General features: G+C 72.3%; 20 protein-coding genes and 1 tRNA gene. 7 read left to right on the top strand and 14 right to left on the bottom strand.

What is annotated here, in order from left to right; all coding sequences use genetic code 11:
- Positions 1-13: 13 nt before the first annotated feature.
- Both ACWC97_RS21640 and ACWC97_RS21645 read left to right on the top strand, forming a co-directional pair.
- A complete protein-coding gene (locus tag ACWC97_RS21640) occupies positions 14-1,492 on the top strand; it encodes a GH1 family beta-glucosidase (RefSeq protein WP_352273821.1) in 1,479 nt (492 codons plus the stop codon).
- A 197-nt stretch (positions 1,493-1,689) separates the two neighbouring features.
- Positions 1,690-2,721, top strand: a complete 1,032-nt coding sequence (locus tag ACWC97_RS21645) for a LacI family DNA-binding transcriptional regulator (RefSeq protein ID WP_450650948.1) — start codon at positions 1,690-1,692, stop codon at positions 2,719-2,721.
- Positions 2,722-2,880: 159 nt separating this feature from the next.
- Here the strand turns inward: ACWC97_RS21645 and ACWC97_RS21650 are convergent, their stop codons facing one another.
- The 4 genes from ACWC97_RS21650 to ACWC97_RS21665 form a co-directional block, all read right to left on the bottom strand.
- Positions 2,881-3,414, bottom strand: coding sequence for a TerD family protein (locus ACWC97_RS21650; RefSeq protein ID WP_450650950.1), 534 nt, complete (start codon positions 3,412-3,414; stop codon positions 2,881-2,883).
- 607 nt (positions 3,415-4,021) lie between these two features.
- Positions 4,022-4,094: transfer RNA gene (locus tag ACWC97_RS21655), tRNA-His, on the bottom strand.
- Positions 4,095-4,308: 214 nt separating this feature from the next.
- On the bottom strand, positions 4,309-4,911 hold the full coding sequence (orn, locus tag ACWC97_RS21660; protein ID WP_352273824.1) for an oligoribonuclease: 603 nt from the start codon (positions 4,909-4,911) through the stop codon (positions 4,309-4,311).
- A gap of 9 nt (positions 4,912-4,920) precedes the next feature.
- Positions 4,921-6,132 (bottom strand): helix-turn-helix domain-containing protein, encoded by a 1,212-nt coding sequence (locus ACWC97_RS21665; protein WP_352273825.1) that lies wholly within the window; start codon positions 6,130-6,132, stop codon positions 4,921-4,923.
- 969 nt (positions 6,133-7,101) lie between these two features.
- Here ACWC97_RS21665 and ACWC97_RS21670 point away from each other — a divergent pair.
- On the top strand, positions 7,102-7,623 hold the full coding sequence (locus ACWC97_RS21670) for a universal stress protein (protein ID WP_352273826.1): 522 nt from the start codon (positions 7,102-7,104) through the stop codon (positions 7,621-7,623).
- Positions 7,624-7,792: 169 nt separating this feature from the next.
- Here ACWC97_RS21670 and glmS read toward each other — a convergent pair whose 3' ends face one another.
- From glmS to ACWC97_RS21690, 4 genes are all read right to left on the bottom strand, one after another.
- A complete protein-coding gene (gene glmS / locus ACWC97_RS21675; protein ID WP_352273827.1) occupies positions 7,793-9,622 on the bottom strand; it encodes a glutamine--fructose-6-phosphate transaminase (isomerizing) in 1,830 nt (609 codons plus the stop codon).
- An 80-nt stretch (positions 9,623-9,702) separates the two neighbouring features.
- Positions 9,703-9,978: a hypothetical protein gene (locus ACWC97_RS21680; protein ID WP_352273828.1), complete on the bottom strand. Its 276-nt coding sequence runs from the start codon at positions 9,976-9,978 to the stop codon at positions 9,703-9,705.
- A 108-nt stretch (positions 9,979-10,086) separates the two neighbouring features.
- Positions 10,087-11,010, bottom strand: coding sequence for a DUF4429 domain-containing protein (locus ACWC97_RS21685; RefSeq protein WP_450650953.1), 924 nt, complete (start codon positions 11,008-11,010; stop codon positions 10,087-10,089).
- A gap of 33 nt (positions 11,011-11,043) precedes the next feature.
- The gene (locus ACWC97_RS21690) at positions 11,044-11,385 is read right to left on the bottom strand and encodes a winged helix-turn-helix transcriptional regulator (RefSeq protein ID WP_450650955.1); all 342 of its coding nucleotides are present in this window, start codon (positions 11,383-11,385) and stop codon (positions 11,044-11,046) included.
- Positions 11,386-11,482: 97 nt separating this feature from the next.
- On the opposite strand from ACWC97_RS21690, the gene ACWC97_RS21695 reads away from it, so the two are divergent.
- Complete coding sequence (locus ACWC97_RS21695; RefSeq protein WP_352273831.1) at positions 11,483-12,400, top strand: NAD(P)-dependent oxidoreductase; 918 nt, start codon at positions 11,483-11,485, stop codon at positions 12,398-12,400.
- A gap of 19 nt (positions 12,401-12,419) precedes the next feature.
- Here ACWC97_RS21695 and ACWC97_RS21700 read toward each other — a convergent pair whose 3' ends face one another.
- The 3 genes from ACWC97_RS21700 to ACWC97_RS21710 form a co-directional block, all read right to left on the bottom strand.
- On the bottom strand, positions 12,420-12,779 hold the full coding sequence (locus ACWC97_RS21700) for a hypothetical protein (protein WP_352273832.1): 360 nt from the start codon (positions 12,777-12,779) through the stop codon (positions 12,420-12,422).
- Positions 12,776-13,417, bottom strand: coding sequence for a GNAT family N-acetyltransferase (locus ACWC97_RS21705; RefSeq protein ID WP_352273833.1), 642 nt, complete (start codon positions 13,415-13,417; stop codon positions 12,776-12,778). The genes ACWC97_RS21700 and ACWC97_RS21705 overlap by 4 nt, the downstream gene beginning before the upstream one ends.
- Positions 13,418-13,483: 66 nt before the next feature.
- The gene (locus tag ACWC97_RS21710) at positions 13,484-13,939 is read right to left on the bottom strand and encodes a MarR family winged helix-turn-helix transcriptional regulator (RefSeq protein WP_450650958.1); all 456 of its coding nucleotides are present in this window, start codon (positions 13,937-13,939) and stop codon (positions 13,484-13,486) included.
- 192 nt (positions 13,940-14,131) lie between these two features.
- On the opposite strand from ACWC97_RS21710, the gene ACWC97_RS21715 reads away from it, so the two are divergent.
- The 3 genes from ACWC97_RS21715 to ACWC97_RS21725 all read left to right on the top strand — a co-directional run bounded on the left by ACWC97_RS21715 (position 14,132) and on the right by ACWC97_RS21725 (position 17,177).
- Complete coding sequence (locus tag ACWC97_RS21715; protein WP_352273835.1) at positions 14,132-15,574, top strand: MFS transporter; 1,443 nt, start codon at positions 14,132-14,134, stop codon at positions 15,572-15,574.
- A 126-nt stretch (positions 15,575-15,700) separates the two neighbouring features.
- Complete coding sequence (locus ACWC97_RS21720; RefSeq protein WP_450650960.1) at positions 15,701-16,468, top strand: hypothetical protein; 768 nt, start codon at positions 15,701-15,703, stop codon at positions 16,466-16,468.
- Positions 16,469-16,730: 262 nt separating this feature from the next.
- Positions 16,731-17,177: an RICIN domain-containing protein gene (locus ACWC97_RS21725; RefSeq protein WP_352273838.1), complete on the top strand. Its 447-nt coding sequence runs from the start codon at positions 16,731-16,733 to the stop codon at positions 17,175-17,177.
- Between the two features lie 86 nt (positions 17,178-17,263).
- On the opposite strand, the gene ACWC97_RS21730 is transcribed toward ACWC97_RS21725, so the two are convergent.
- The 3 genes from ACWC97_RS21730 to ACWC97_RS21740 are packed head-to-tail and all read right to left on the bottom strand — an operon-like array spanning position 17,264 to position 21,535.
- Positions 17,264-18,430, bottom strand: a complete 1,167-nt coding sequence (locus tag ACWC97_RS21730; protein WP_450650962.1) for an acyl-CoA dehydrogenase family protein — start codon at positions 18,428-18,430, stop codon at positions 17,264-17,266.
- Positions 18,431-18,467: 37 nt separating this feature from the next.
- Positions 18,468-19,412 (bottom strand): hydroxymethylglutaryl-CoA lyase, encoded by a 945-nt coding sequence (locus tag ACWC97_RS21735; RefSeq protein ID WP_450650964.1) that lies wholly within the window; start codon positions 19,410-19,412, stop codon positions 18,468-18,470.
- Positions 19,409-21,535 (bottom strand): acetyl/propionyl/methylcrotonyl-CoA carboxylase subunit alpha, encoded by a 2,127-nt coding sequence (locus tag ACWC97_RS21740; protein WP_450650966.1) that lies wholly within the window; start codon positions 21,533-21,535, stop codon positions 19,409-19,411. Before ACWC97_RS21740 ends, ACWC97_RS21735 begins: the two co-directional genes overlap by 4 nt.
- Positions 21,536-21,542 lie beyond the last annotated feature (7 nt).

Below are 21,542 nucleotides of genomic sequence, written 5' to 3' on the forward strand. Positions count from 1 at the left end.
GGAGCGCTCCCGCATGACTGCCGTACGACCCGAAACCGCCCCGAAGTCCGCCACCGCCCCGCAGCCCGCCGCCGGCCAGGCGGCGCAGTTCCCGCCCGGCTTCGTCTGGGGGGCGGCCACCGCCGCCTACCAGATCGAGGGCGCCGCCGCCGAGGACGGCCGCACCCCCTCCATCTGGGACACCTTCAGCCGCACCCCGGGCAAGGTCCGCAACGGCGACACCGGGGACATCGCCGCCGACCACTACCACCGCTACCGCGACGACGTGGCCCTGATGAAGCGGCTCGGCCTCACCGCCTACCGCTTCTCGATCTCCTGGCCCCGGGTGCAGCCCACCGGCCGCGGCCCGGCCGTCGAACGCGGCCTGGACTTCTACCGCCGGCTCGTCGACGAGCTCCTCGAAGCGGGCATCGCCCCCGTCGCCACCCTCTACCACTGGGACCTGCCCCAGGACCTGGAGGACGCGGGCGGCTGGCCCCAGCGGATCACCGCCGACCGCTTCGCCGACTACGCCGACATCATGGGCCGCGCGCTCGGCGACCGCGTCACCACCTGGACCACCCTGAACGAGCCCTGGTGCTCGGCCTTCCTCGGATACGGCTCCGGCGTGCACGCCCCGGGCCGCACCGAGCCCGCCGCCGCCCTGAGCGCCGCCCACCACCTCAACCTCGCCCACGGCCGGGCGACCGGGATCCTGCGCGACCACCTCCCCGCTGCCGCGCAGATCTCGGTCACCCTCAACCTCCACCACGTCCGCCCGCTGACCGGCAGCGCCGCCGACGCGGACGCCGCCCGCCGGATCGACGCGGTCGGCAACCGGATCTTCACCGGCCCGATGCTGCGCGGCGCGTACCCGGAGGACCTGCTCGCCGACACCGGCCACCTGGTCGACTGGCCGGAGCTGATCCAGGACGGCGACCTGGCCGCCATCTCCACCCCGGTCGACATCCTGGGCGTCAACTACTACACCCCCACCGTGGTCTCCACCCCCGCCGACGGCGCAGGCGACTCCCGCGACGACGGGCACGGCAACAGCGACCACTCCCCGTGGCCCGGCTCCGAGCATGTCGCCTTCCACCTCGCCGAGGGCCGCGAGCGCACCGCGATGAACTGGGCGATCGACCCGGACGGCCTGCACGACCTGCTGCTCGACGTGGCCCGCGAGAACCCCGAACTGCCGCTGATGGTCACCGAGAACGGCGCCGCCTTCGACGACTACATCGCACCCGAGGGCCATGTCGCCGACCCCGAACGCATCGCCTACCTCCACGGCCACCTCGACGCCGTCCGCCGCGCGGTCGCCGACGGAGCCGACGTCCGCGGCTACTTCCTCTGGTCCCTGATGGACAACTTCGAGTGGGCGTACGGCTACTCCAAGCGCTTCGGCACGGTGTACGTCGACTACTCCACCCAGCGCCGCATCCCCAAGGCAAGCGCCCACTGGTACACCGACGTCATCCGCCGCAACGCCCTCCCGCCCACGACCCCCTGATCCCGCCCCCTCGCCTCCAGGAGACCCGGCCACCCCGGTCCGGGTCTCCGCCACTCTCCCGCGCCTAGAATTGGGAGCGCTCCCAGAAAGGCGGTGCGGAGCTGCCGCCCGACCCGTACGGGTGCTGCGGGGCCCGATGCCCGGACTTTGGTCCGGGCGTCCGGCTATGAGAAATTGACCGCGAACGGGAGGCAGCCATGGCGGCAGCGCGAGTACGGAGCGGTGGCCGGCCCACGCTCGAAGAGGTCGCGGCACGGGCGGGGGTGGGGCGAGGCACGGCCTCGCGCGTCATCAACGGCTCGCCCCGGGTCAGCGCACGGACCCGCGAGGCGGTGGAGGCGGCCGTCGCCGAACTGGGCTACGTACCCAACCGAGCGGCCCGCGCCCTCGCCGGGAACCGCACGGACGCCATCGCCCTGGTGGTGCCCGAGCCGGAGACCCGCTTCTTCGCCGAGCCGTTCTTCTCCGACATCGTCCGAGGGGTCGGCGCGGCCCTCGCCGACACCGACATGCAGCTGCTGCTCACCCTCGTCGGCAACGACCGCGAGCGCCGCCGCCTGGTCCAGTACCTGACCGCGCACCGCGTGGACGGAGTGCTGCTGGTGTCCGTACACGCCGACGACCCCCTGCCCGACCTGCTGGAACAGCTCGGCATGCCGGCCGTGATGAGCGGCCGCAGGTCGGCCTCCGAGAAGCTCGCCTCCGTCGACTCCGACAACTTCGCCGGCGCCCGCGCCGCCGTGGACCACCTGCACGCCCGCGGCCGCCGCGCCATCGCCACGATCACCGGCCCCCTGGACGTGTACGGCGCCCGCCGCCGCCTCGACGGCTACCGGGACGCGATCACGGCCACCGGCCTCGCCCCCGACGAACAACTCATCGCCCCCGCCGACTTCACCGAGGAGGGCGGCGCCCACGCCATGCGCGAACTCCTCGCCCGCCGCCCCGACGTCGACGCGGTCTTCGCCGCCTCCGACGTCATGGCCGCGGGCGCCCGCCAGGTCCTCCGCGAGTCCGGCCGCCGCGTCCCGGACGACGTGGCCCTCATCGGCTTCGACGACTCGGCAGTGGCCCGCCACATGGACCCACCCCTCACCAGCGTCCGCCAGCCGATCGAGGAAATGGGCCGCACCATGGCCCGGGTCCTCCTCGAAGAAATCGACCGCGACCCCCAGCAACGCCCCCAGATCGTCCTCCCCACCGAACTGATGATCCGCGACTCGTCCTGAGCCCCTCGTGCACACGCGGGGCCCAGCAGTACCAGGTGGATACGGTGACGGGACCGCCCCTCCCCATGCCGTGGCGCGGGAAGGGGCGGAGGTGTTTCCGGGCACGGGATCGAGGAGGCCGGGAACGGGAGTTGCCGGGTCGGGCGGTGCCGGCCTCGGTCACTGCTCGACGGGGTTGCCCATGATCCTCATGAAGGTGTCCGGCTCCTCGTCGTATCCGCGGATCCCGGGGTTGAAGTTCCACCGCCCGGAGTCCTCGCGCACGAACTCGCCGACCGTCGCCGCCGTCGCCTCCAGGATGCCACCGAAGTCGTCCTCGGCCAGGACGGTGTAGCCCTCGCGCAGGCGCAGGCCGCGGTCGAGTACGCCGTCGAACGTCCTGCGGCGGGCCTTCTGGTGGATGACGACGCCGACGACCACACGCCCGTACCGGGCGTCGAGGCGGTCGAGTTCCAGCGTCATGACCTCGTCCCAGCCGAAACCCTTGCCGTCCTTGCTGTCCCGGTTCAGGTAGATGGTGCCGTCCGGGGAGCGGCTGTCCCAGTGCACTATGTACGAGGGGTCTCCGTGCGGGGCAGCCGTCAGGTAGGTCGCAGCGACGATGTCCAGGTGGCTGGCAGGCTCACCGGCGGGGCTCGGTTGCCATTTCAGCGACACCTCTATCTTGCGAACGTCCTTTCTGGTGCCGTTCACCAACCCTCCTCCTCTTTTGTGCGGTTAATGAGCCAACATCGCTGATAGCAAAGGGCGTTCGCTCATCATGGCACGTCAGAGGGGTTCCCACACCAGTGCCGCCGGTCAAGGGGAGGTGAAGAGAAGACCAGGGGAATCAGCGATACCGCCGCGCGTTTTTCGGTGCCCGCAGATAGTCGCGGTACTCCGTAACGCATTCGAAGAATGTCTTCTCGGGAAGCCCGTTCGGGACGCCGAGGGCGATGGCGGCCCGGTCCCGAATGTGCCGCGCCGCACCTCCTGCTCCTGCTGTACGCCGGACGGTGTCGCGCTCGCGCGGCAGGGGCAGCCCCACGCCTCCACGTCCAGGACATGCGGGCTCGTCCGGTGGTCCGGTCCCAGGTCAGCTCCTCCGGGGTGGGGAGCGTGCGACCGGTCGGGGCTGTTCGTCCGCCGGTCGGAGTCCGCGCATCTGCCTGAATGGCGCGCACGCGCGCCCGGGGCGAGGACTTTGGGGATGTGATGCGGACGACACCGGTCGATCGGCCGGTGGGGGCGCCCCTGGGGCGCAGGCGCACCAGAGGAAACGCGAAGGGCCCCGGTCCGAAGACCGGGGCCCTTCCCTCAGGGTGAGTAACGGGACTCGAACCCGCGACATCCTGGACCACAACCAGGTGCTCTACCAGCTGAGCTATACCCACCGTGTCCGGTCTTTCCGACCGGCCGAGAAAAAGTGTACAGGGTCCGAGAGGGTGCTCGCTCCCAAGTTGTTCGGCCGCTGGGCCATGTCCTCGAAATGCTCGCGGAAAGGCCATGACCAGCGGCTTCGCAGAGGGCTACGACACGCGCCCGCGACACGGGCCCGCCGCACGGGCCCACGGCGCGGACGCCACAGAACTAAGGCTGGCGGGGGCGCTACGACGCGGGGCGCGAGACGTGGGCCGCGACGGCCTTCGCGCGCTCCGAGTCCGGGCCCGGCTGCGGCACGAAGACCGCCTCGCGGTAGTAGCGCAGCTCCGTGATGGAGTCGCGGATGTCCGCGAGCGCCCGGTGGTTGCCGTTCTTCTCCGGACTGTTGAAGTACGCCCTCGGGTACCAGCGCCGGGCCAGTTCCTTGATCGAGGAGACGTCGACGATCCGGTAGTGGAGGTAGCCCTCCAGGGCGGACATGTCCCGGGCCAGGAATCCGCGGTCGGTGGCGACCGAGTTCCCGCAGAGGGGAGCCTTGCCGGGCTCCTTCACATGCTCGCGGACATAGTTCAGTACCTGGGCCTCGGCGTCGGCCAGGGTGGTACCCCCGGCCAGCTCGTCGAGGAGGCCCGAGGCGGTATGCATCTGCCGTACCACCTCGGGCATCGTCTCCAGGGCCGCGTCCGGCGGGCGGATCACGATGTCCACCCCTTCGCCGAGCACGTTCAGCTCCGAGTCGGTGACCAGTGCGGCCACCTCGATGAGTGCGTCGTCCGTCAGCGAGAGCCCGGTCATCTCGCAGTCGATCCACACCATGCGATCGTTCATGGCCCCACCCTACGGGGCGCTGCGCTGCCCCGGCAGGGTCGGGCGTCCGGTCGTGTACGCGTCGGGTCCGGGCTTCCCCGGCTCGGGCGGGACCGGGCCGGGCTGTGGCGGCGTGATCACCTGCGGGCCCGCGGCCCGCCGGAGCATCGCGCCGCCCTGGACGGGCACCACCGTCTCCGGCACCGGAGGCACCGGATCCCCGCCCTGCGGGCGACGGGCCCGGTAGGCGGCCCGGTACGCCGCGGGGGAGGAGCCCAGCTGACGCCGGAAATGCCCGCGCAGCGCGACCGGCGAGCGGAAGCCGCAGCGGCCCGCCACCTCGTCGACCGAGTACTCGGACGTCTCCAGCAGCCGCTGCGCCTGCAGCACCCGCTGGGTGATCAGCCACTGGAGCGGTGCGCTGCCGGTGAGCGAACGGAACCTCCGGTCGAAGGTCCGCCTGCTCATGTAGGCGCGCGCCGCCAGCGTCTCCACGTCGAACTGCTCGTGCAGATGCTCCAGGGCCCAGGCCACGACCTCGGCGAGCGGGTCGGAGCCGATCTCTTCAGGTAAAGACCTGTCGAGGTAGCGCTCCTGACCGCCACTGCGCCGGGGCGGCACGACGAGCCGGCGGGCCAGTGCCCCGGCGGCCTCCGTGCCGTGGTCCGTACGGACGATGTGCAGACAGAGGTCGATCCCGGCCGCCGTTCCGGCGGAGGTGAGCACGTCGCCGTCGTCGACGAAGAGCTCGCGCGGGTCGACGTGCACCGACGGGTAGCGCTTGGCCAGCGTCGGTGCGTACATCCAGTGGGTGGTCGCGGGGCGGCCGTCGAGCAGGCCCGCGGCGGCGAGCACGAACGCGCCCGTGCACAGCCCGACGATGCGGGCGCCTTCCTCATGGGCGCGGCGGAGCGCGTCCAGTGCCTCTGCGGGCGGCGGCGAAGTGATCGAGCGCCAGGCGGGCACCACGACGGTGCCGGCCCTGCTGATCGCCTCCAGCCCGTACGGCGCGGTCAGTTCGAGCCCGCCGGTGGTACGAAGCGGTCCTTCCTCGCCACCGCACACGAGCAGGCGGTAGCGCGGAACTCCCGCGTCCTGACGGTCGATTCCGAACACGGAGAGCGGGATCGAGCTCTCGAAGATGGGGCCGCCGCTGAACAGCAGCACGGCGACGACTTCACGTCGCCGACGGCCGCTGAGCTTCCGTACAGCCTCCGTTGCGGTGGCGGAGTCCTGGCTCATGACGCTAAGCCCCCCTCGGTGTTCGCGTCTCCCTGGTCCTTACGGGCCTGTCGCTGCTGCACTTTTCCCCTCGGTCCTGCGCGGGTTCCCCAGACTTCGAAACCCAAGATCGAATCTACTGCGTCCCGTGGTGCCGAGGTGACAAGTTCGCCCACCGGCGTTATGTCGACAAGGTCACTTGGCGGGAAGCGTTCGATCACGAAGCGTTGCATCTGGAGGACGCAGAGGGAAGTGCGCTGCGCATTGATGGCCCGTCCCCGTTGGGCAGAAGCGTACCGCGCGGTCTCTTCCTGCCTGGTGCAAGGGGGTTCGTCGGCCATTTCGGCAAGGAACGGGCAGGGAGGTGAAGTTGGCTTGAAATAGATGGTTGTGCATACGTGATTCGGTCAATGAACCGGCGCACAACCCGGCTGAACAACCGCTTCTGCGCGCCCCCGGAGCAGGCAGGACGGTCGATTACGGGCAAGACGGCACCGGCGACACGCGGCGACTGGATTCCGCCCACGCGCCAGGTGTGTGTCTCCGGCCATGTGGCTGCCGGAACGGGGTGCGCCGGGGGCCGGAGCGGGGCGGGCGGGCCGCGGCGGGCGCGGTGGGGCCTCTGGGGTGATCCACCGTCCCGGGAGGGCCGACGGCCGTGTCGCGGGGCGCTTCGGGGCGTACGGGGGCCGGTGGCCGAACTCCGTGTGGGCGGGGTGACGCATTCGGCTGCGCGCGATCACCGAGAGGGACCGCCGGGGGGCTCGCGGCGTCGGTGTACGACACAGGCGCCATTGCCATCCGGGACCGCCTCGGGCATGCTCCGTGACACGTCGAGCGCGCTTTGCGCGGATCTGGGCGGTGGAGGAGTGGCGCCGTACCCTTGGGGGTAAGGGGTTGGGAAGATGATTCCCGGACACCGCAACACCGCCTGCTGGCGCACCTTCCCCAGTCGCTCTCCTCACGAGGACTCTCTTCGCCGAGACACCGATGGCCGGTCACGAAATCCCTGAACCCGCCGACCGCAAGCAGGTAGCCGACCACCTGTCGGACCCGCTGGCGGTCGAAGAAGCACGTCATTCCTGCGATCCGGCCTTCCGCCACGGAGTGGTGGTCGGTTTCGACGGCTCGACCTCCAGTGAGCGGGCCCTCGCCTATGCCATCGGAATGGCCCGAAGATCGGGTTCCGGCCTGATCATCGTCCATGTCGCCAACCGGTTGCCCACCACGGTCTGGGCGGGCTGCGAACCACCCGTCTTCGTCGATGTGCCCGATCACCGCACCGAGGTCCTCGGGCTGGAGCTCGCCTGCGCGGACTACCTCTCCGAGGTGCCCTGGGTGCTGGTCGAGCGCGGCGGGGACATCTGCCACGAGCTGGAGGAGGTCGGGCGGGAGTACTCGGCGGACGCCATCGTCGTGGGCTCCACGCACGGCGTCGTCGGCCGCATCTTCGGCTCGGTGGCCGGCCGCCTCGCACGGCGTGCGCAGCGCCCGGTCGTCGTCATCCCCTGACCGGTTTCCCGATCTGTTTTCCCGACCCGTTTCCCCGATCCTTTTCCCAAGCCGTTCCCCGAACGGGCGTCGCCCCGCCGGTCATGAGTCAACTCGTCCGTGGAAGCACGGTGTTGACGGACCGGCGGGGCGACGGCGTACGGGACGTACGGGCGCGGGGCGGGTGGACCTACTCGACCGTGACGGACTTCGCCAGGTTGCGCGGCTTGTCGATGTCACGGCCCATGGCCAGCGCCGTGTGGTACGCGAAGAGCTGGAGCGGGATGCCCATCAGGATCGGGTCCAGCTCGTTCTCGTTCTTCGGGACGACGATGGTGTGGTCGGCCTTCTCCTGCACCTGGTGGGCGACGGCGAGGATGCGGCCGTCCCGGGCCTTGATCTCCTCCAGCGCGGCCCGGTTCTTCTCCAGCAGGTCGTCGTCGGGCACGATCGCGACCGTCGGCATCGCGGGCTCGATCAGGGCCAGCGGCCCGTGCTTCAGCTCGGAGGCCGGGTACGCCTCGGCGTGGATGTACGAGACCTCCTTGAGCTTCAGCGACGCCTCGCGGGCGACCGGGTAACCGCGCACCCGGCCGATGAACATCATCGACTTGGCGTCCGCGTACTCGGCGGCCATCCTCTTGATCTCGTCCTCGTTGGCGAGGATCTCGCTGATCTGGGCGGGGAGCTTGCGCAGCCCCTCGATGATCCGCTTGCCGTCGGCGACCGACAGGTCACGGATGCGGCCCAGGTGCAGGGCGAGCAGCGCGAAGGCGACCACCGTGTTGGTGAAGCACTTGGTGGAGACCACGCAGACCTCGGGGCCGGCGTGGACGTACGTACCGCCGTCGGCCTCGCGGGCGATGGCCGAGCCCACCACGTTGACGACGCCGAGCACCCGGGCGCCCTTGCGCTTGAGCTCCTGGACGGCGGCCAGCACGTCGTACGTCTCGCCGGACTGGGAGACCGCGACGTACAGCGTGTCCGGGTCGACGACCGGGTTGCGGTAGCGGAACTCGGAGGCCGGCTCGGCGTCCGCGGGGATGCGGGCCAGCTCCTCGATCAGCTGGGCGCCGATCTGGCCCGCGTGGTACGAGGTGCCGCAGCCCAGGATCTTGATCCGGCGGACCCCGCGGGCCTCGCGGGCGTCCAGGTTGAGGCCGCCCAGGTGCACGGTGGCGAACCGGTCGTCGATCCGGCCGCGCAGCACCCGGTCCACGGCGTCGGCCTGCTCGGAGATCTCCTTGTGCATGTACGTGTCGTGGCCGCCCATGTCGTACGACTCGGCCTCCCACTCCACGGTGGTCGGCGTGGCCGTCGTGGACGAGCCCTCCGTGGTGTACGTACGGAAGTCGTCGGCCTTGAGGGTGGCCATCTCGCCGTCGTCCAGGGTCACGACCTGGCGGGTGTGGGCGACCAGCGCGGCGACGTCCGAGGCGACGAACATCTCCTTCTCGCCGATGCCGAGGACGACCGGGGAGCCGTTGCGGGCGACCACGATGCGGTCGTTGAAGTCGGCGTGCATGACGGCGATGCCGTACGTGCCCTCGACCGAGCGCAGCGCCTCGCGGACCTTCTCCTCCAGGGTGTCCGCCGGGGAGCGGGCGATCAGGTGGACCAGCACCTCGGTGTCGGTCTCGGAGAGGAAGACGACGCCGTCGGCGACGAGCCGGGTGCGCAGCTCGGAGGCGTTGTCGATGATCCCGTTGTGGACGACGGCGACCTTGTTGTCGGCGTCCAGGTGCGGGTGCGCGTTCTCGTCGCTCGGGGCGCCGTGGGTGGCCCAGCGGGTGTGGGCGATACCGGTGGTGCCGGTGAAGCGCTTGGGGACGCGGGCCTCCAGCTCGCGGACCCGGCCCTTCGCCTTCACCATCCGCAGCGCGGCGGGCTTGCCGGCCGTCGCCTTGCCGGTGATGACGATGCCCGCGGAGTCGTAACCCCGGTACTCCAGCCGCTGCAGCCCCTCCAGCAGCAGGGGAGCCACGTCGCGCTTCCCGATGTATCCGACGATTCCGCACATAGAGTCTCTGCCCCTCCGACGATGTGTTCCTGGTGCTCGTGCGCCTGCCCGTCCGCCCGCCCGTGGGCGGTGCGGCCGCTTCAGCCGTAGACGATGCGGCGCAGCTGGCGGAGCGAGAGCTCCGGCGGTGCGACCGCGCGGTGCGGCAGCTCGGCCGCGATCCGTTCGAAGATCTCCGCGTTGACCAGGCCGCCGGACTGCAGTTCGCGGTGGCGGCGGCGGACGAAGTCCTCGGTGGTCTCGTCGAAGTACGCCAGCACGTCGAGGACCACCCGGGCGGCCTCACCGCGCTGGAGCGCGGTGCTGCGCACCAGGTGGTCGATGAGGTCGTCGTGCGACGGGCGGCGTTCGAGCACTCGTTGATACTGCGGTCGATGAGACGCTTATGCAACAATCCTGCCCGATATCGGGCAGGGATGGGTGTGATTGCGGTCTCGGGGCGGGGTGGGCCGCCCGGTCACGCCCTACAGGCGCTTCAGCACGGCCTGCTTGGCGGCGGTGAACTCGTCGTCCGTGAGAACCCCGGCCCGGTGCAGGTCGCCGAGCTCGCGGAGTCTGCGCAGAAGTACGTCGTGGTCGTCGCTCCCGGCCGGGGGCGCGATCGCCGCGGGCTCGGCACCGGTGCCGGCACCGGGTTCGGCCTGGGGCAGGGCGTCCGGGCCGGTACAGGCACCGGTGTCGGCCGGGGTGCCGGGCAGCCGCACCAGGACCGCCGCCGCGACCAGCGCCGCCGTGTGCTCCTTCTTCGACAGCCCCCACAGGTCCAGCGAGTACGGGTCCTTCTCGGGCGGGAGCGGCGACGCCGGAACCCCGGCCCGGACGAAGCGGAGGTGTCCGTTCTCCAGGCCGATGGCGGGCATCCAGCGCACGTCCGCCACCTCCGCCACCGGGAACGCCACCGGGCCGTGCGCGGACTTGGCCTCGGCGGCCTTCCAGTTCCAGGTGAGCCGGACCGTCTCCCCGTCGAAGGAGGCCGTGCCGTCCCCGCCGCCACCGGCGACCGGCAGCGAGGGCCCCGGCAGCAGGAAGCCGTCGACCGGGCCGGTGGGCACCTGCTCGACCAGCAGGGCGTTGCGGACCGCGTCGACGAAGTACTCCGCCACCCCCTCGCGGTCCTTCTCCACGGCCAGTTGGTACGGGTCCGCCGCGCCGGTCAGCCGGCCGTCGGCGGCGCGCAGCACCGGGCACGCCCCGTCGCGCAGCCGCAACCGCAGCCGGCCGCCCTTGCGGTCCGGCTCGAAGGAGATGCCCGCCAGGGCGTTCAGCGGGACGACCCGTTCCCCGAGCGCCTCCCGGATCGGATGGATGCCCTTGCCCCGGCCGGGCACGATCCGTACCGCCTCGCCGTCGAAGGTCCAGGTCCCGTCGCGCTGGATGATGTCCGCCATGCCGTCGATTCTGTCAGCCCGCGCGGAAGGGGCTCAGGGGGCGGCCGCCCGCTCCCGGCCCCAGACGGCCAGCGGGCGGAGCGCTTCGTTGAGGCGGGTGCCGTCCTCGGTCAGCGAGTACTCGACGCGGGGCGGGACCTCCTCGTAGGAGACGCGGCGCACCACACCGTCCGCCTCCATCTCCCGCAGGTGGGAGGCGAGCACCTTCTCGGTGACCCCGGGCAGCTTCCGGCGCAGCTCGCCGAAGCGGAGGCGGGGGTGCTCGTGGAGCGCCCACAGGACGAGCACCTTCCACTTGCCGCCGATCACTTCCATCGCGGTGTCGATCCCGCAGACATGCCCTTCCGGCGTGCCCGGCCGGTTCAGCGTCGCCATGCCCCCACCCCTTCGACGTGCTTGCTCACCCGAGGGTAACCACCCACTCCGAAGTGCGTACTTGATCGTTTCCGCGGCGGCCAGCAGCCTCGACCCCATGACACAGCACCTGGTCGGAACGACCGAGAAGAAGACCGTGGAGACCTCCGGCGTGAAGGCTCCTCTGACCCTGCTGGGCCTCGGCGCCATGGGGACGGCCCTGGCCCGGGCCTGGCTCGCCGAGGGCCATCCGCTCACCGTCTGGAACCGCACCCCCGCCCGCGCGGCCGCGCTCGTCGGCGAGGGCGCGCGGGCCGCGGACGATGCCGCCGCGGCGGTCGCGGCGAACCGGCTGGTCGTCGTCTGCCTGCTGGACGGCGCCTCCGTCGCCACCGTGCTGGACGGCGTCGACCTGGCCGGCAAGGACCTGGTCGACCTGACCACCGGCACCCCGGCCGAGGCCCGCGCCCGCGCCCGGTGGGCCCAGGAGCGCGGCGCCCGCTACCTGGACGGCGGGATCATGGCCGTACCCCCGATGATCGGCGTCCCGGGCGCGGGCGGCTACATCCTCCACAGCGGCTCCCGGGAGCTGTTCGAGGAGCACCGGGAGACCCTGGGCGTTCCGGCCGGGGCCACCTGGGTCGGTACGGACCCGGGGTTCGCGGCCCTGTACGACATGGCCCTGCTCGGTGCCATGTACGGGATGTTCGCCGGGGCCGCGCACGCCTTCGCCCTGATCCGGAAGGAGGACGTCGACCCCGTGGCGTTCGCCCCGCTGCTGGCCGACTGGCTCGTCGCGATGGCCCCGTCGGTGCACCGGACGGCCGCGAACCTGCGCAGCGGCGACTACACCGAGGGCGTGGTGTCCAACCTCGCCATGCAGGTGGCCGGTACGCCCGCCTTCCTGCGCGCCGCCGAGGAGCAGGGGGTGAGCGCGGAACTGCTCCGCCCCTACTTCGACCTGATGCGCCGCCGCCTGGCCGGGGGCGGCGGCGACGAGGACCTGACGGGGGTGGTCGACCTGCTGGTGCGCTGAGCCCGTCGCCGGTCCGGGCTCACCAGACCAGGACCCCGCCGCCGACCGACCGGGCGCGCAGGGCGGCGCGGTGGATGTGGGAGAGCCGGACGGCCACGTAGTCCTCCCGGTAGCCGCTGTGCTCGGCGAGCTCGGCCGTGTGCCGGCCCAGCAGCGCGCACTCGGCGAGGAAGTCCTCGATGTCCTCCGGCTGTACGTAGAGGTCGGCGTCGGCCAGCTCCGGGAGGAACCGGGCGCCGAGGGCCCGTGCGCACTCCGAACCCCAGAGCGCGGTCCGGGTCCGTTCGAACCCGGCCATGTCGCTGCCGTCCTCGGGGTCGTCGAGAAGCCGCTGCCGGCCGTCCTCGTCGTAGACGAAGGTGTGGACGAGCAGGCTCATGCCCCGAACTCCGCCCGGCAGTCGTCGAGCCCCTCGACGGTGACCTCGATGCTCCGGCACTCCTCCCAGCGGGCGCGGTCGATCCGCAGCCGTTGCAGGGTGCAGGGCGCGTCGCCGACGGCGGTGACCGTGAGGCCGTCCGGCAGATAGCCCAGCCGGCGCGACACGCCCAGCGAGCGGGCGTTGTCGGTCATCGCGGCCGACACGGCGCTCCGGGCCCCGAGGCCCGCGAAGGCCAGATGCAGGACGGCGGCGCGCATCTCGGTACCGAGGCCCCGGCCCTGGTGGGCGAGGCCCAGCCACGACCCGGAGGCGACCTCGCCGGTGATCGCGAAGTCCTTCGCCGTCAGGTCCTGCCGCCCGATCGCCCTGCCCTCGTGCAGCACGGCGAGGCCGAGCGTCCAGTTCCGGGGCGACCAGTCGGCGACGGTGTGCAGCACGTGCTGGAAGGTGGCCCGGGCGCGACCGGCGGGCGGCGCGTCCGTCCAGGGCATCGTGAACGGCGTCTCGCCCGGGGCGTGCACCCCGTCGGCCGCGACCGAGGCGAGGTCGTCGAGCAGTTCCAGGTCCGGGAGGCGCAGCTCCAGGCGGGGCGTGCGGAGGCGGAGCCCGTACAGGGGCCAGTGCTGTGGCGTCATGTCCGGACTCTGCCGGGGGCGGGGCCGCGCTGTCGAACGGATTCCGGCGGGCGGCCCCGGGGGGCGTCAGGGACGCGGCCAGGGCCGGCCGGCCAGCCGCTCGATGTCGGTGTTGAAACGGCGCAGGTAGGCGGCGAAACCGGAGATGTCCTCGTCCGACCAGTCGGTCATGACCCGCTCCAGGGAGTCGACGATGCCCTCGCGCTCCGCGTCGAGCGTGCGGGCGCCCTCCTCGGTGATCCGGAACTTGCGGGCCATGCCGCCCGAGGGGTCCGGTATGCGCTCCACGAGCCCGGCGCGCATGGCCGCCGCGGTCTGCCGGTTGAGGGTGGACGCGTCGAGCCCGAAGGCGTCGCTGAGCTCGCCGATCGACATCGGCCCCTGGACGCGGATGCGGCTGAGCAGGACGTAGGCGCTGTGGTCCATCAGGCCGCCCTTGCGCCGCCCGCCCCTGTTCCGCAGCAGGCTGTGGCGGCTGAGGAGCATCTGCTCGTACTCGACCTCATGGGTGGGCCTGGTCATGGGTGCCTGCCGTCTTCCCTCGTCGTCGCGGTGTCCGGATGCCCGGGGCCCCGCTCTTCGCCGGCGCCCGATGGGTCACGGGGGCCGGCTCCCATTCTCCCACAGGCTATGTAGCGTACATATAACATGCAAGCTGCATGGAGTGTGTACGATACATAGCCTTCTTCCCGATACACACCCGAGGAGTCCCGGATGGGCGCACCCCAGCCATCAACCCGCACTGGCGGCATCGTCGCCACCCTGGCCATCGCCGGGGTCACGGCGGCGATCATGCAGACCCTGGTCACCCCGCTCATCGCCGAGCTGCCGCAGATCCTGAACACCACCCCCTCGAACGCGGCCTGGGTGATCACCGTCACCCTGCTGGTCTCCGCCGTCTGCGTGCCCGTCTCCGGCCGGCTCGGCGACATGGTCGGCAAGCGGCGCATGCTCCTCGTCTGCTCCGTGCCGCTGATAGCCGGTTCGGTGGTGTGCGCGCTCTCGTCGTCCGTCGTCCCGATGATCGTCGGCCGTGGCCTCCAGGGCATGGGCATGGGTGTCCTGCCGCTGGGCATCGCGCTGCTGCGCGACGTGGTCCCGGCGGAGAAGCTCAGCTCCTCCATCGCGCTGGTCAGCGCCTCCATGGGCATCGGCGGTGCGCTCGGCCTGCCGATCGCCGCGGCGGTCGCCCAGTACACCAACTGGCGGGTGCTCTTCTGGGGCTCGGCCGGCCTGGCCGCCGTCGTCGCGGCGCTGATCTGGTTCCTGATCCCCGACGTGCCGGCCGGGGCCAAGGGGCAGCGGTTCGACGTGCTCGGCGCGCTCGGCCTCGGGGCGGGGCTGGTCTGCCTGCTGCTCGCGGTGTCCAAGGGTGCGGACTGGGGCTGGGGCTCGGCCACCACGCTCGGCCTGTTCGTCGCCGCGGTGGTCGTGCTGCTCGCCTGGGGCCTGTGGGAGCTGCGCACCCGTGACCCGCTGGTCGACCTGCGCACCACCGCCCGTCCCCGGGTGCTGATGACCAACCTCGCCTCGGTCTTCGTCGGCTTCGGCATGTACGCCACCATGCTGATCTCGCCGCAGCTCCTCCAGTTCCCCTCGGAGACCGGCTACGGGCTCGGCCAGTCGATGCTCGCGGCGGGTCTGTGGATGGCGCCCGGCGGCATCATGATGATGATCGTCTCCCCGCTCGGCGGAAAGCTCATCGACGCCCGCGGCCCCAAGTTCACCCTGGTCTGCGGCATCCTCGTCATCGCGGTCGGCTACGGCCTGGCGCTGGTGCTGATGGGCTCCGCGTGGGGCCTGATGGTGGTCGGCATGGTGACCAGCAGCGGCGTCGGCCTGGCGTACGGCTCGATGCCCGCGCTGATCATGGGCTCGGTCCCGCTGTCGGAGACCGCCGCCGCCAACGGCTTCAACACGCTGATGCGCTCGCTCGGCACGTCGATCGGCGCCGCGGTGGTCGGCGTCGTCCTCTCCCAGATGACCGTCACCATGGGCGGCTACACCCTCACCTCGGAGAACGGCTTCCGTACCGGGCTCATGGTCGGCTGCGGCGTCGCCCTGGTCGCGGCCGCCGTCGCCGCCCTCATCCCGGCCATGCGCCGCACCGGTGAGGACGCCGACGCCACGCCCGAGCCGGCCCCGGCCAAGGTCTGACCCGCGATTCGCGTACTGCCGCCGCCCGTTCCCCGCACACGTGGGGGACGGGCGGCGGCCGTTCCCGGTAACGTGGCGATCTTCGGACGGCGGAGGCCCCCGGAGTCCCGAAGGCGAATCGCGCCCATGACCCCCTCGCCCTCCTCCGCCGCGCGGTCCGCCCACCGCCTTGGCGCCGCGCTGGACGGACTCGCGGTCGCCTTCCGCGGCATGACCGCCCGCCCCGACGAGCACAACTGCGAGTGCCACTGGGGCAGCCCCGAGGAGCTGGCCCTGCTCAAGGTCCCGGACGTGGACCTCGACGACGACCTCCTGCGACGCACCTGGCAGGCCTCCGACTGGAGCGACCATCCGGCGGTGTTGCGCCGGATACTCCCGCAGTTCGCCCGGAGTCTCGTCACGGGCCGCGCCGAACACTTCCTCGGCCCGGAGGAGGTCGGCCGGTCGTTCGACCGCGGCGGCTGGCAGCGGTGGCCCGAGGAGCAGGCCTCGGCTGTACGGGAGTTCCTCCACGCCTGGTGGTCGCACACGCTCACCGAACCGGCCCCGACGATCCCGGCCCACGAGCTCCTCGTCCTGGTCACCGAGGCGTCCGGCACGCTCACCCCGTGGCTCGCCCACTGGGAGACACGGACCGGAGCCGTCGCCACCCGCCACCTCGCCGAGGCCGCCGACGACTGGGAGTACCACCTCCTCGGCGACGAACTCCCCTGGCGCGCCTGGGACGACGAGGACGACAAACGCGCCACCCTGACGGCCTGGCTGCTCGACCACGCCCGGCCCCGCCTCGCCGCCCACGGCGCGCCCGACGAACTGCTCCACCGTCTGCGCCTGCTCGGCCTCACCGGCCCCGCCCGCTGGGAGGACCCGCACTGGCCCGGCCACCGCTACTGAGGCCGGGGCCGCGCCGCCGACGGCGGGTGACGGCGGTTTCCGGCGGGATACGTCCCGGTGGTGCGGTACAAAGGGACGGAATCCATGGCGCCGCCCTCGATGCGACGAGGTGACAGCAGTGGCGAGCATGGGCCGCGTCCCGGTCTCCCGGGTGCGGTCGCGCTGTACGAGGGGGCGGGCGCCCCCTTCGCGGGGACCGGTACGGGCCCGTCGCGAGCAGCCCACGAGCCTCGATCCGTCGATTCAAGCAGGAGGTTCGGTCATGCGGTCACGCGTCACCCTGGTGGCCATCGTCGGCCTGGGATGCGCCCTGGTGGGGGCGGTGTCCGTCCCGGCGTCCGCCGGTCCGCAGGTGCAGTTCAAGAACGTGGCCACGGGCAGGTGCCTGGACAGCAACGACGCGGGCAGGGTCTACACGCTCGGCTGCAACGGCGGCGGCAACCAGCACTGGACGGTGCGGCTCGACGACACCGGCGGTGGCGAGCTCAAGGACGTGGCGACGGGCAAGTGCCTGGACAGCAACGGCGCCGGTGACGTCTACGCGCTCGGCTGCAACGGCGGCGGCAACCAGCGCTGGACGCCGCGGGAATCGGGCGCCGGCGTCGTGGTGTGGAAGAACGTCGCCACCGGCAAGTGCCTGGACAGCAACGGTTCGGGCAGGGTCTACACGCTGGGCTGCAACGACGGCGGCAACCAGCGCTGGAGGTAGCGGACGGCCCCGGGAGCCGTACGCGGACGACGGGGCGGGCCTCCGCAGAGGCCCGCCCCGTCCCGTTCCGTCGCGCCTACCCGGACTCAGGCCGGGAGGCCCAGCTCCCGGGCGATCAGCATGCGCTGGACCTCGCTCGTGCCCTCGCCGATCTCCAGGATCTTGGAGTCGCGCCACATGCGGGCCACCGGGTACTCGTTCATGAACCCGTAGCCGCCGTGGACCTGGGTGGCCTCGCGGGCGTTGTCCACGGCCACCGTGGAGGAGTACAGCTTGGCGATGGCCGCCTCCTTCTTGAACGGCTCGCCCGCCAGCATCCGCGAGGCGGCGTCGCGCCAGCCGATACGGGCCATGTGGGCGCGCATCTCCATGTCGGCGATCTTGAACTGGATGGCCTGGTTGGTGCCGATCGGCTTGCCGAACGCGTGGCGCTCGGCCGCGTACTTCACCGACTCGTCCACACAGCCCTGCGCCAGCCCCGTGGAGAGCGCGGCGATGGCGATCCGGCCCTCGTCCAGGATGCGCAGGAACTGCGCGTAGCCCCGGCCCTCCTCGCCCAGCAGGTTCTCCAGCGGCACGCGGACGTCGGAGAAGGACAGCTCGCGGGTGTCCGAGGAGTTCCAGCCGACCTTGGAGTACGGGGCGGCGACGGTGAAGCCGGGGGTGCCGGACGGCACGATGATCGAGGAGATCAGCGGCCGCCCGTCGGGCTTGCGGCCGGTCACCGCCGTGACCGTGACCAGCTCCGTGATGTCCGTGCCGGAGTTGGTGATGAAGCACTTCGAGCCGTTGATCACCCACTCGCCGGCCGCCTCGTCGCGCACGGCCGTCGTGCGGGTGCCGCCCGCGTCCGAGCCGCCGTCCGGCTCGGTCAGGCCGAAGGCGCCCAGCGCCTCGCCCGAGCAGAGCCTCGGCAGCCAGCGCCGCTTCTGCTCCTCCGTACCGAAGCGGTACACCGGCATCGCGCCGAGCGAGACCCCGGCCTCCAGGGTGATCGCCACCGACGAGTCGACCCGGGCCAGCTCCTCCAGGGCGATCCCGAGGGCGAGGTAGTCGCCGCCCATGCCGCCGTACTCCTCCGGGAACGGCAGCCCGAACAGGCCCATCCGCCCCATCTCCCGCACGATCTCGTACGGGAACTCGTGCCGTTCGTAGAGGTTGCCGATCTTCGGCGCGACGACGTCGTGCGCGAACTCCTCGACGGTGCGCCGCAGTTCCTCGTGTTCGGCGGTCAGCCGGTGGTCCAGGGACATGGCAGGGTCACTCCTTGTGGGACTGGGGACGGGGTGCCTATCGCACCGAGAGCGCGCGGACGGTACGGGACGGGCTGGGGCGGCCCAGGCGGTCGGCGAGCCACACGCTGGTGGCGGTGAGCGTGTCGAGATCGACCCCGGTCTCGATGCCGAGGCCCTGGAGCATCCACACCAGGTCCTCGGTGGCGAGGTTCCCGGTGGCGCTCTTCGCGTACGGGCAGCCGCCGAGGCCGCCCGCGGAGGCGTCCACGGTGGTCACGCCGTGCTGGAGGGCGGCGAGGGTGTTGGACAGGGCCTGGCCGTACGTGTCGTGGAAGTGCACCCCGATGACGTCGGTGCCCACCCCCTCCTCGTTCAGCCCGGCGAGCAGGGCCCGCACATGGCCGGGGGTGGCGACCCCGATGGTGTCGCCGAGGGACAGCTCGTCGCAGCCGAGGTCCATCAGCGCCTTGGCGACCCGCACCACCTGGTGGACCGGGACGGGCCCCTCCCAGGGGTCGCCGAAACACATCGACAGGTAGCCGCGCACATGGACGTCGTCGGCCTTGGCGCGGGCGACGACCGGCTCGAACATCGCCAGCGACTCGTCGACCGTGCGGTTCAGGTTGCGGGAGGCGAACGTCTCCGTCGCCGAACCGAACACGGCGATCCGGCGCGCCCCCAGCGCCAGCGCCCGCTCCAGCCCCCGCTCGTTGGGGACCAGGACCGGCAGGGCGACCCCGTCGAGATCCGCGAGACGGGGGAACAGGTCCTCCGCGTCGGCCAGTTGGGGTACCCACTTGGGGTGCACGAAGCTGGTGGCCTCGACGGTGGTGAGCCCGGCGGCGGCCAGCCGGTGGATGAACTCCGCCTTCACCTCGGTCGGTACGACGGACTTCTCGTTCTGCAGCCCGTCGCGGGCGCCGACCTCGTGGATCCGGACCCGGGCGGGCAGGTCCCGCGCCGGTACGGCCATGGGCAGGGTGCGCGCGTCGCTCGTCATGCCTCCTCCCCGGAAGGCCCGGCGGGGGCTTCGGCGGGGGCTTCGGCGGGGGTGACCACGGCCAGGACCTGGTCCATGGCGACGGTGGCGCCGGGGACGACGTCCAGTTCCGTCACCGTCCCGGCGTGCGGGGCGGAGATGACGTGCTCCATCTTCATCGCCTCCACCACCAACAGGCTCTGCCCGGCCGCGACCGGGTCCCCGACCGCCACCTTCACCACCGTGACCGTGCCGGGCATGGGCGCGGCGAGGGTGTCCGCCCCGGAGCGGCCCGCCCCGGACAGGGACGCCTCCACCGGGTCGTGGTCCTGGACGTACCAGCTGTCGCCGTCCCGGCCGAGCCACACCCCTTCGGGGGTGGCGGCATGGGTGAACGCGTGGGTGGCACCGGCGAGTTCGAAGGCGATCCCGCCCCCGGAGATCCGGACCGCGCGGGCCGTCTCCCGGCCGCCGGGCAGCGGGGCGAGCGGTCCGCAGCACCCGGTGTCCGGCCGCGGCGGCTCCGCGTCCTCGCCGACATGGCCGAAGCACAGCACCGTGGCGCCCGCCTCGTCGGGCCGGGAACGCAGCGACACCTGCACCGGGTCGTGGCCCGGGAGCCGGAAGTCGAGCACCGTACGGGCCGGGGTGCCGCCGAGGCGCCAGCCGCTCGCCACCGAGAACGGGTCGACCCAGCCGGCGGCCTCGGCCGACCCGTCGGCACCGGAGCGGGCGGTACGCAGCAGCGCCGCCGCCGCGTACACCTCCTCGGGCACCCCGTCCGGGACCAGCCCGGCCGCCTCGCGCTCCACCAGGCCGGTGTCCAGCTCGCCCGCCGCGACCGCCGGGTGGGCGAGCAGCCGGCGCAGGAACCCGGCGTTGGTCGGCACGCCTAGCACCGCCGTCCCCGCGAGCGCCGCCCGCAGCCGGCGCAGGGCGGTGGCCCGGTCGGGCCCGTACGCGATGACCTTCGACAGCATCGGGTCGTAGAGGCTGCCGACCTCGCCGCCCTCGGCGAGCCCGGAGTCCGTGCGCACCCCGTGGCCCTGCGGTTCGTGCAGGGCGAGGACCGTGCCGCCGGAGGGCAGGAAGCCGCGCGCCGGGTCCTCGGCGCAGATCCGGGCCTCGACCGCGTGGCCGGTGAGCGTGATGTCGGCCTGGGCGAGGGGGAGCGGTTCGCCGGCCGCGACGCGTAGCTGCCACTCGACCAGGTCCAGGCCGGTGACCAGTTCGGTGACCGGGTGCTCGACCTGGAGGCGGGTGTTCATCTCCATGAAGAAGTACGCGCCCGGGTCGTCGCCCGGGACGATGAACTCGACCGTGCCCGCGCCGACGTAGCCGCAGGAGCGGGCCGCCTGCACGGCCGCCTCGCCCATCGCCGCCCGGGTCGCCTCGTCGAGCAGGACCGACGGCGCCTCCTCGATGATCTTCTGGTGGCGGCGCTGGAGCGAGCACTCCCGCTCGCCGAGGTGGACCACCTGGCCGTGGGCGTCGGCCAGCACCTGGATCTCGATGTGCCGGGGCCGGTCGATCCACCGCTCCACCAGCAGGGTGTCGTCGCCGAACGAGGCCCGTGCCTCGCGCCGGGCCGCCGCGATCTCGTCGCCGAGCAGCGCCTCGTCGCGCACCAGCCGCATGCCCTTGCCGCCGCCGCCCGCCGAGGGCTTCAGCAGCACAGGCGTGCCGATCTCCCGCGCCGCGTCGACCAGTTGGGCGTCGGTCAGGCCGCTGCCCGAGGAGCCGGGCACCACCGGGACCCCGGCCGCCGAGACCGTCTCCTTGGCCCGGATCTTGTCGCCCATCAGCGTGATCGCGGCGGCGGGCGGGCCGATGAAGACCAGCCCCGCCTCGGCGCACGCCCGCGCGAACGCGGCGTTCTCGGCGAGGAACCCGTAGCCGGGGTGGACGGCCTGCGCGCCGGAGCGGCGGGCCGCGTCCAGCAGCGCGGGGACGTGCAGATAGCTCTGCGCGGCCGGGGCGGGCCCGATCCGTACGGCGGTGTCGGCCTCCCGGACGTGCCGGGCGTCGGCGTCCGCGTCGCTGAAGACGGCCACCGAGCGGATGCCCAGCTCCCGCAGCGTGCGGATGACCCGTACCGCGATCTCGCCCCGGTTGGCGACCAGGACCGTGTCGAACATCGTCATCTGTTCC

The sequence above is a fragment of the Streptomyces sp. NPDC001108 genome (assembly GCF_053598535.1).

What these genes read in the sequence shown, in the direction of transcription:
- ACWC97_RS21730 (WP_450650962.1), bottom strand. Translation starts at nt 18,430, where the DNA reads ATGTCCCTGGACCACCGGCTGACCGCCGAACACGAGGAACTGCGGCGC.
- ACWC97_RS21645 (WP_450650948.1), top strand. Translation starts at nt 1,690, where the DNA reads ATGGCGGCAGCGCGAGTACGGAGCGGTGGCCGGCCCACGCTCGAAGAG.
- ACWC97_RS21710 (WP_450650958.1), bottom strand. Translation starts at nt 13,939, where the DNA reads ATGACCAGGCCCACCCATGAGGTCGAGTACGAGCAGATGCTCCTCAGC.
- ACWC97_RS21690 (WP_450650955.1), bottom strand. Translation starts at nt 11,385, where the DNA reads ATGGCGACGCTGAACCGGCCGGGCACGCCGGAAGGGCATGTCTGCGGG.
- ACWC97_RS21715 (WP_352273835.1), top strand. Translation starts at nt 14,132, where the DNA reads ATGGGCGCACCCCAGCCATCAACCCGCACTGGCGGCATCGTCGCCACC.
- glmS (WP_352273827.1), bottom strand. Translation starts at nt 9,622, where the DNA reads ATGTGCGGAATCGTCGGATACATCGGGAAGCGCGACGTGGCTCCCCTG.
- ACWC97_RS21685 (WP_450650953.1), bottom strand. Translation starts at nt 11,010, where the DNA reads ATGGCGGACATCATCCAGCGCGACGGGACCTGGACCTTCGACGGCGAG.
- orn (WP_352273824.1), bottom strand. Translation starts at nt 4,911, where the DNA reads ATGAACGATCGCATGGTGTGGATCGACTGCGAGATGACCGGGCTCTCG.
- ACWC97_RS21725 (WP_352273838.1), top strand. Translation starts at nt 16,731, where the DNA reads ATGCGGTCACGCGTCACCCTGGTGGCCATCGTCGGCCTGGGATGCGCC.
- ACWC97_RS21735 (WP_450650964.1), bottom strand. Translation starts at nt 19,412, where the DNA reads ATGACGAGCGACGCGCGCACCCTGCCCATGGCCGTACCGGCGCGGGAC.
- ACWC97_RS21720 (WP_450650960.1), top strand. Translation starts at nt 15,701, where the DNA reads ATGACCCCCTCGCCCTCCTCCGCCGCGCGGTCCGCCCACCGCCTTGGC.
- ACWC97_RS21640 (WP_352273821.1), top strand. Translation starts at nt 14, where the DNA reads ATGACTGCCGTACGACCCGAAACCGCCCCGAAGTCCGCCACCGCCCCG.
- ACWC97_RS21740 (WP_450650966.1), bottom strand. Translation starts at nt 21,535, where the DNA reads ATGACGATGTTCGACACGGTCCTGGTCGCCAACCGGGGCGAGATCGCG.
- ACWC97_RS21700 (WP_352273832.1), bottom strand. Translation starts at nt 12,779, where the DNA reads ATGAGCCTGCTCGTCCACACCTTCGTCTACGACGAGGACGGCCGGCAG.
- ACWC97_RS21695 (WP_352273831.1), top strand. Translation starts at nt 11,483, where the DNA reads ATGACACAGCACCTGGTCGGAACGACCGAGAAGAAGACCGTGGAGACC.
- ACWC97_RS21665 (WP_352273825.1), bottom strand. Translation starts at nt 6,132, where the DNA reads ATGAGCCAGGACTCCGCCACCGCAACGGAGGCTGTACGGAAGCTCAGC.
- ACWC97_RS21705 (WP_352273833.1), bottom strand. Translation starts at nt 13,417, where the DNA reads ATGACGCCACAGCACTGGCCCCTGTACGGGCTCCGCCTCCGCACGCCC.
- ACWC97_RS21670 (WP_352273826.1), top strand. Translation starts at nt 7,102, where the DNA reads ATGGCCGGTCACGAAATCCCTGAACCCGCCGACCGCAAGCAGGTAGCC.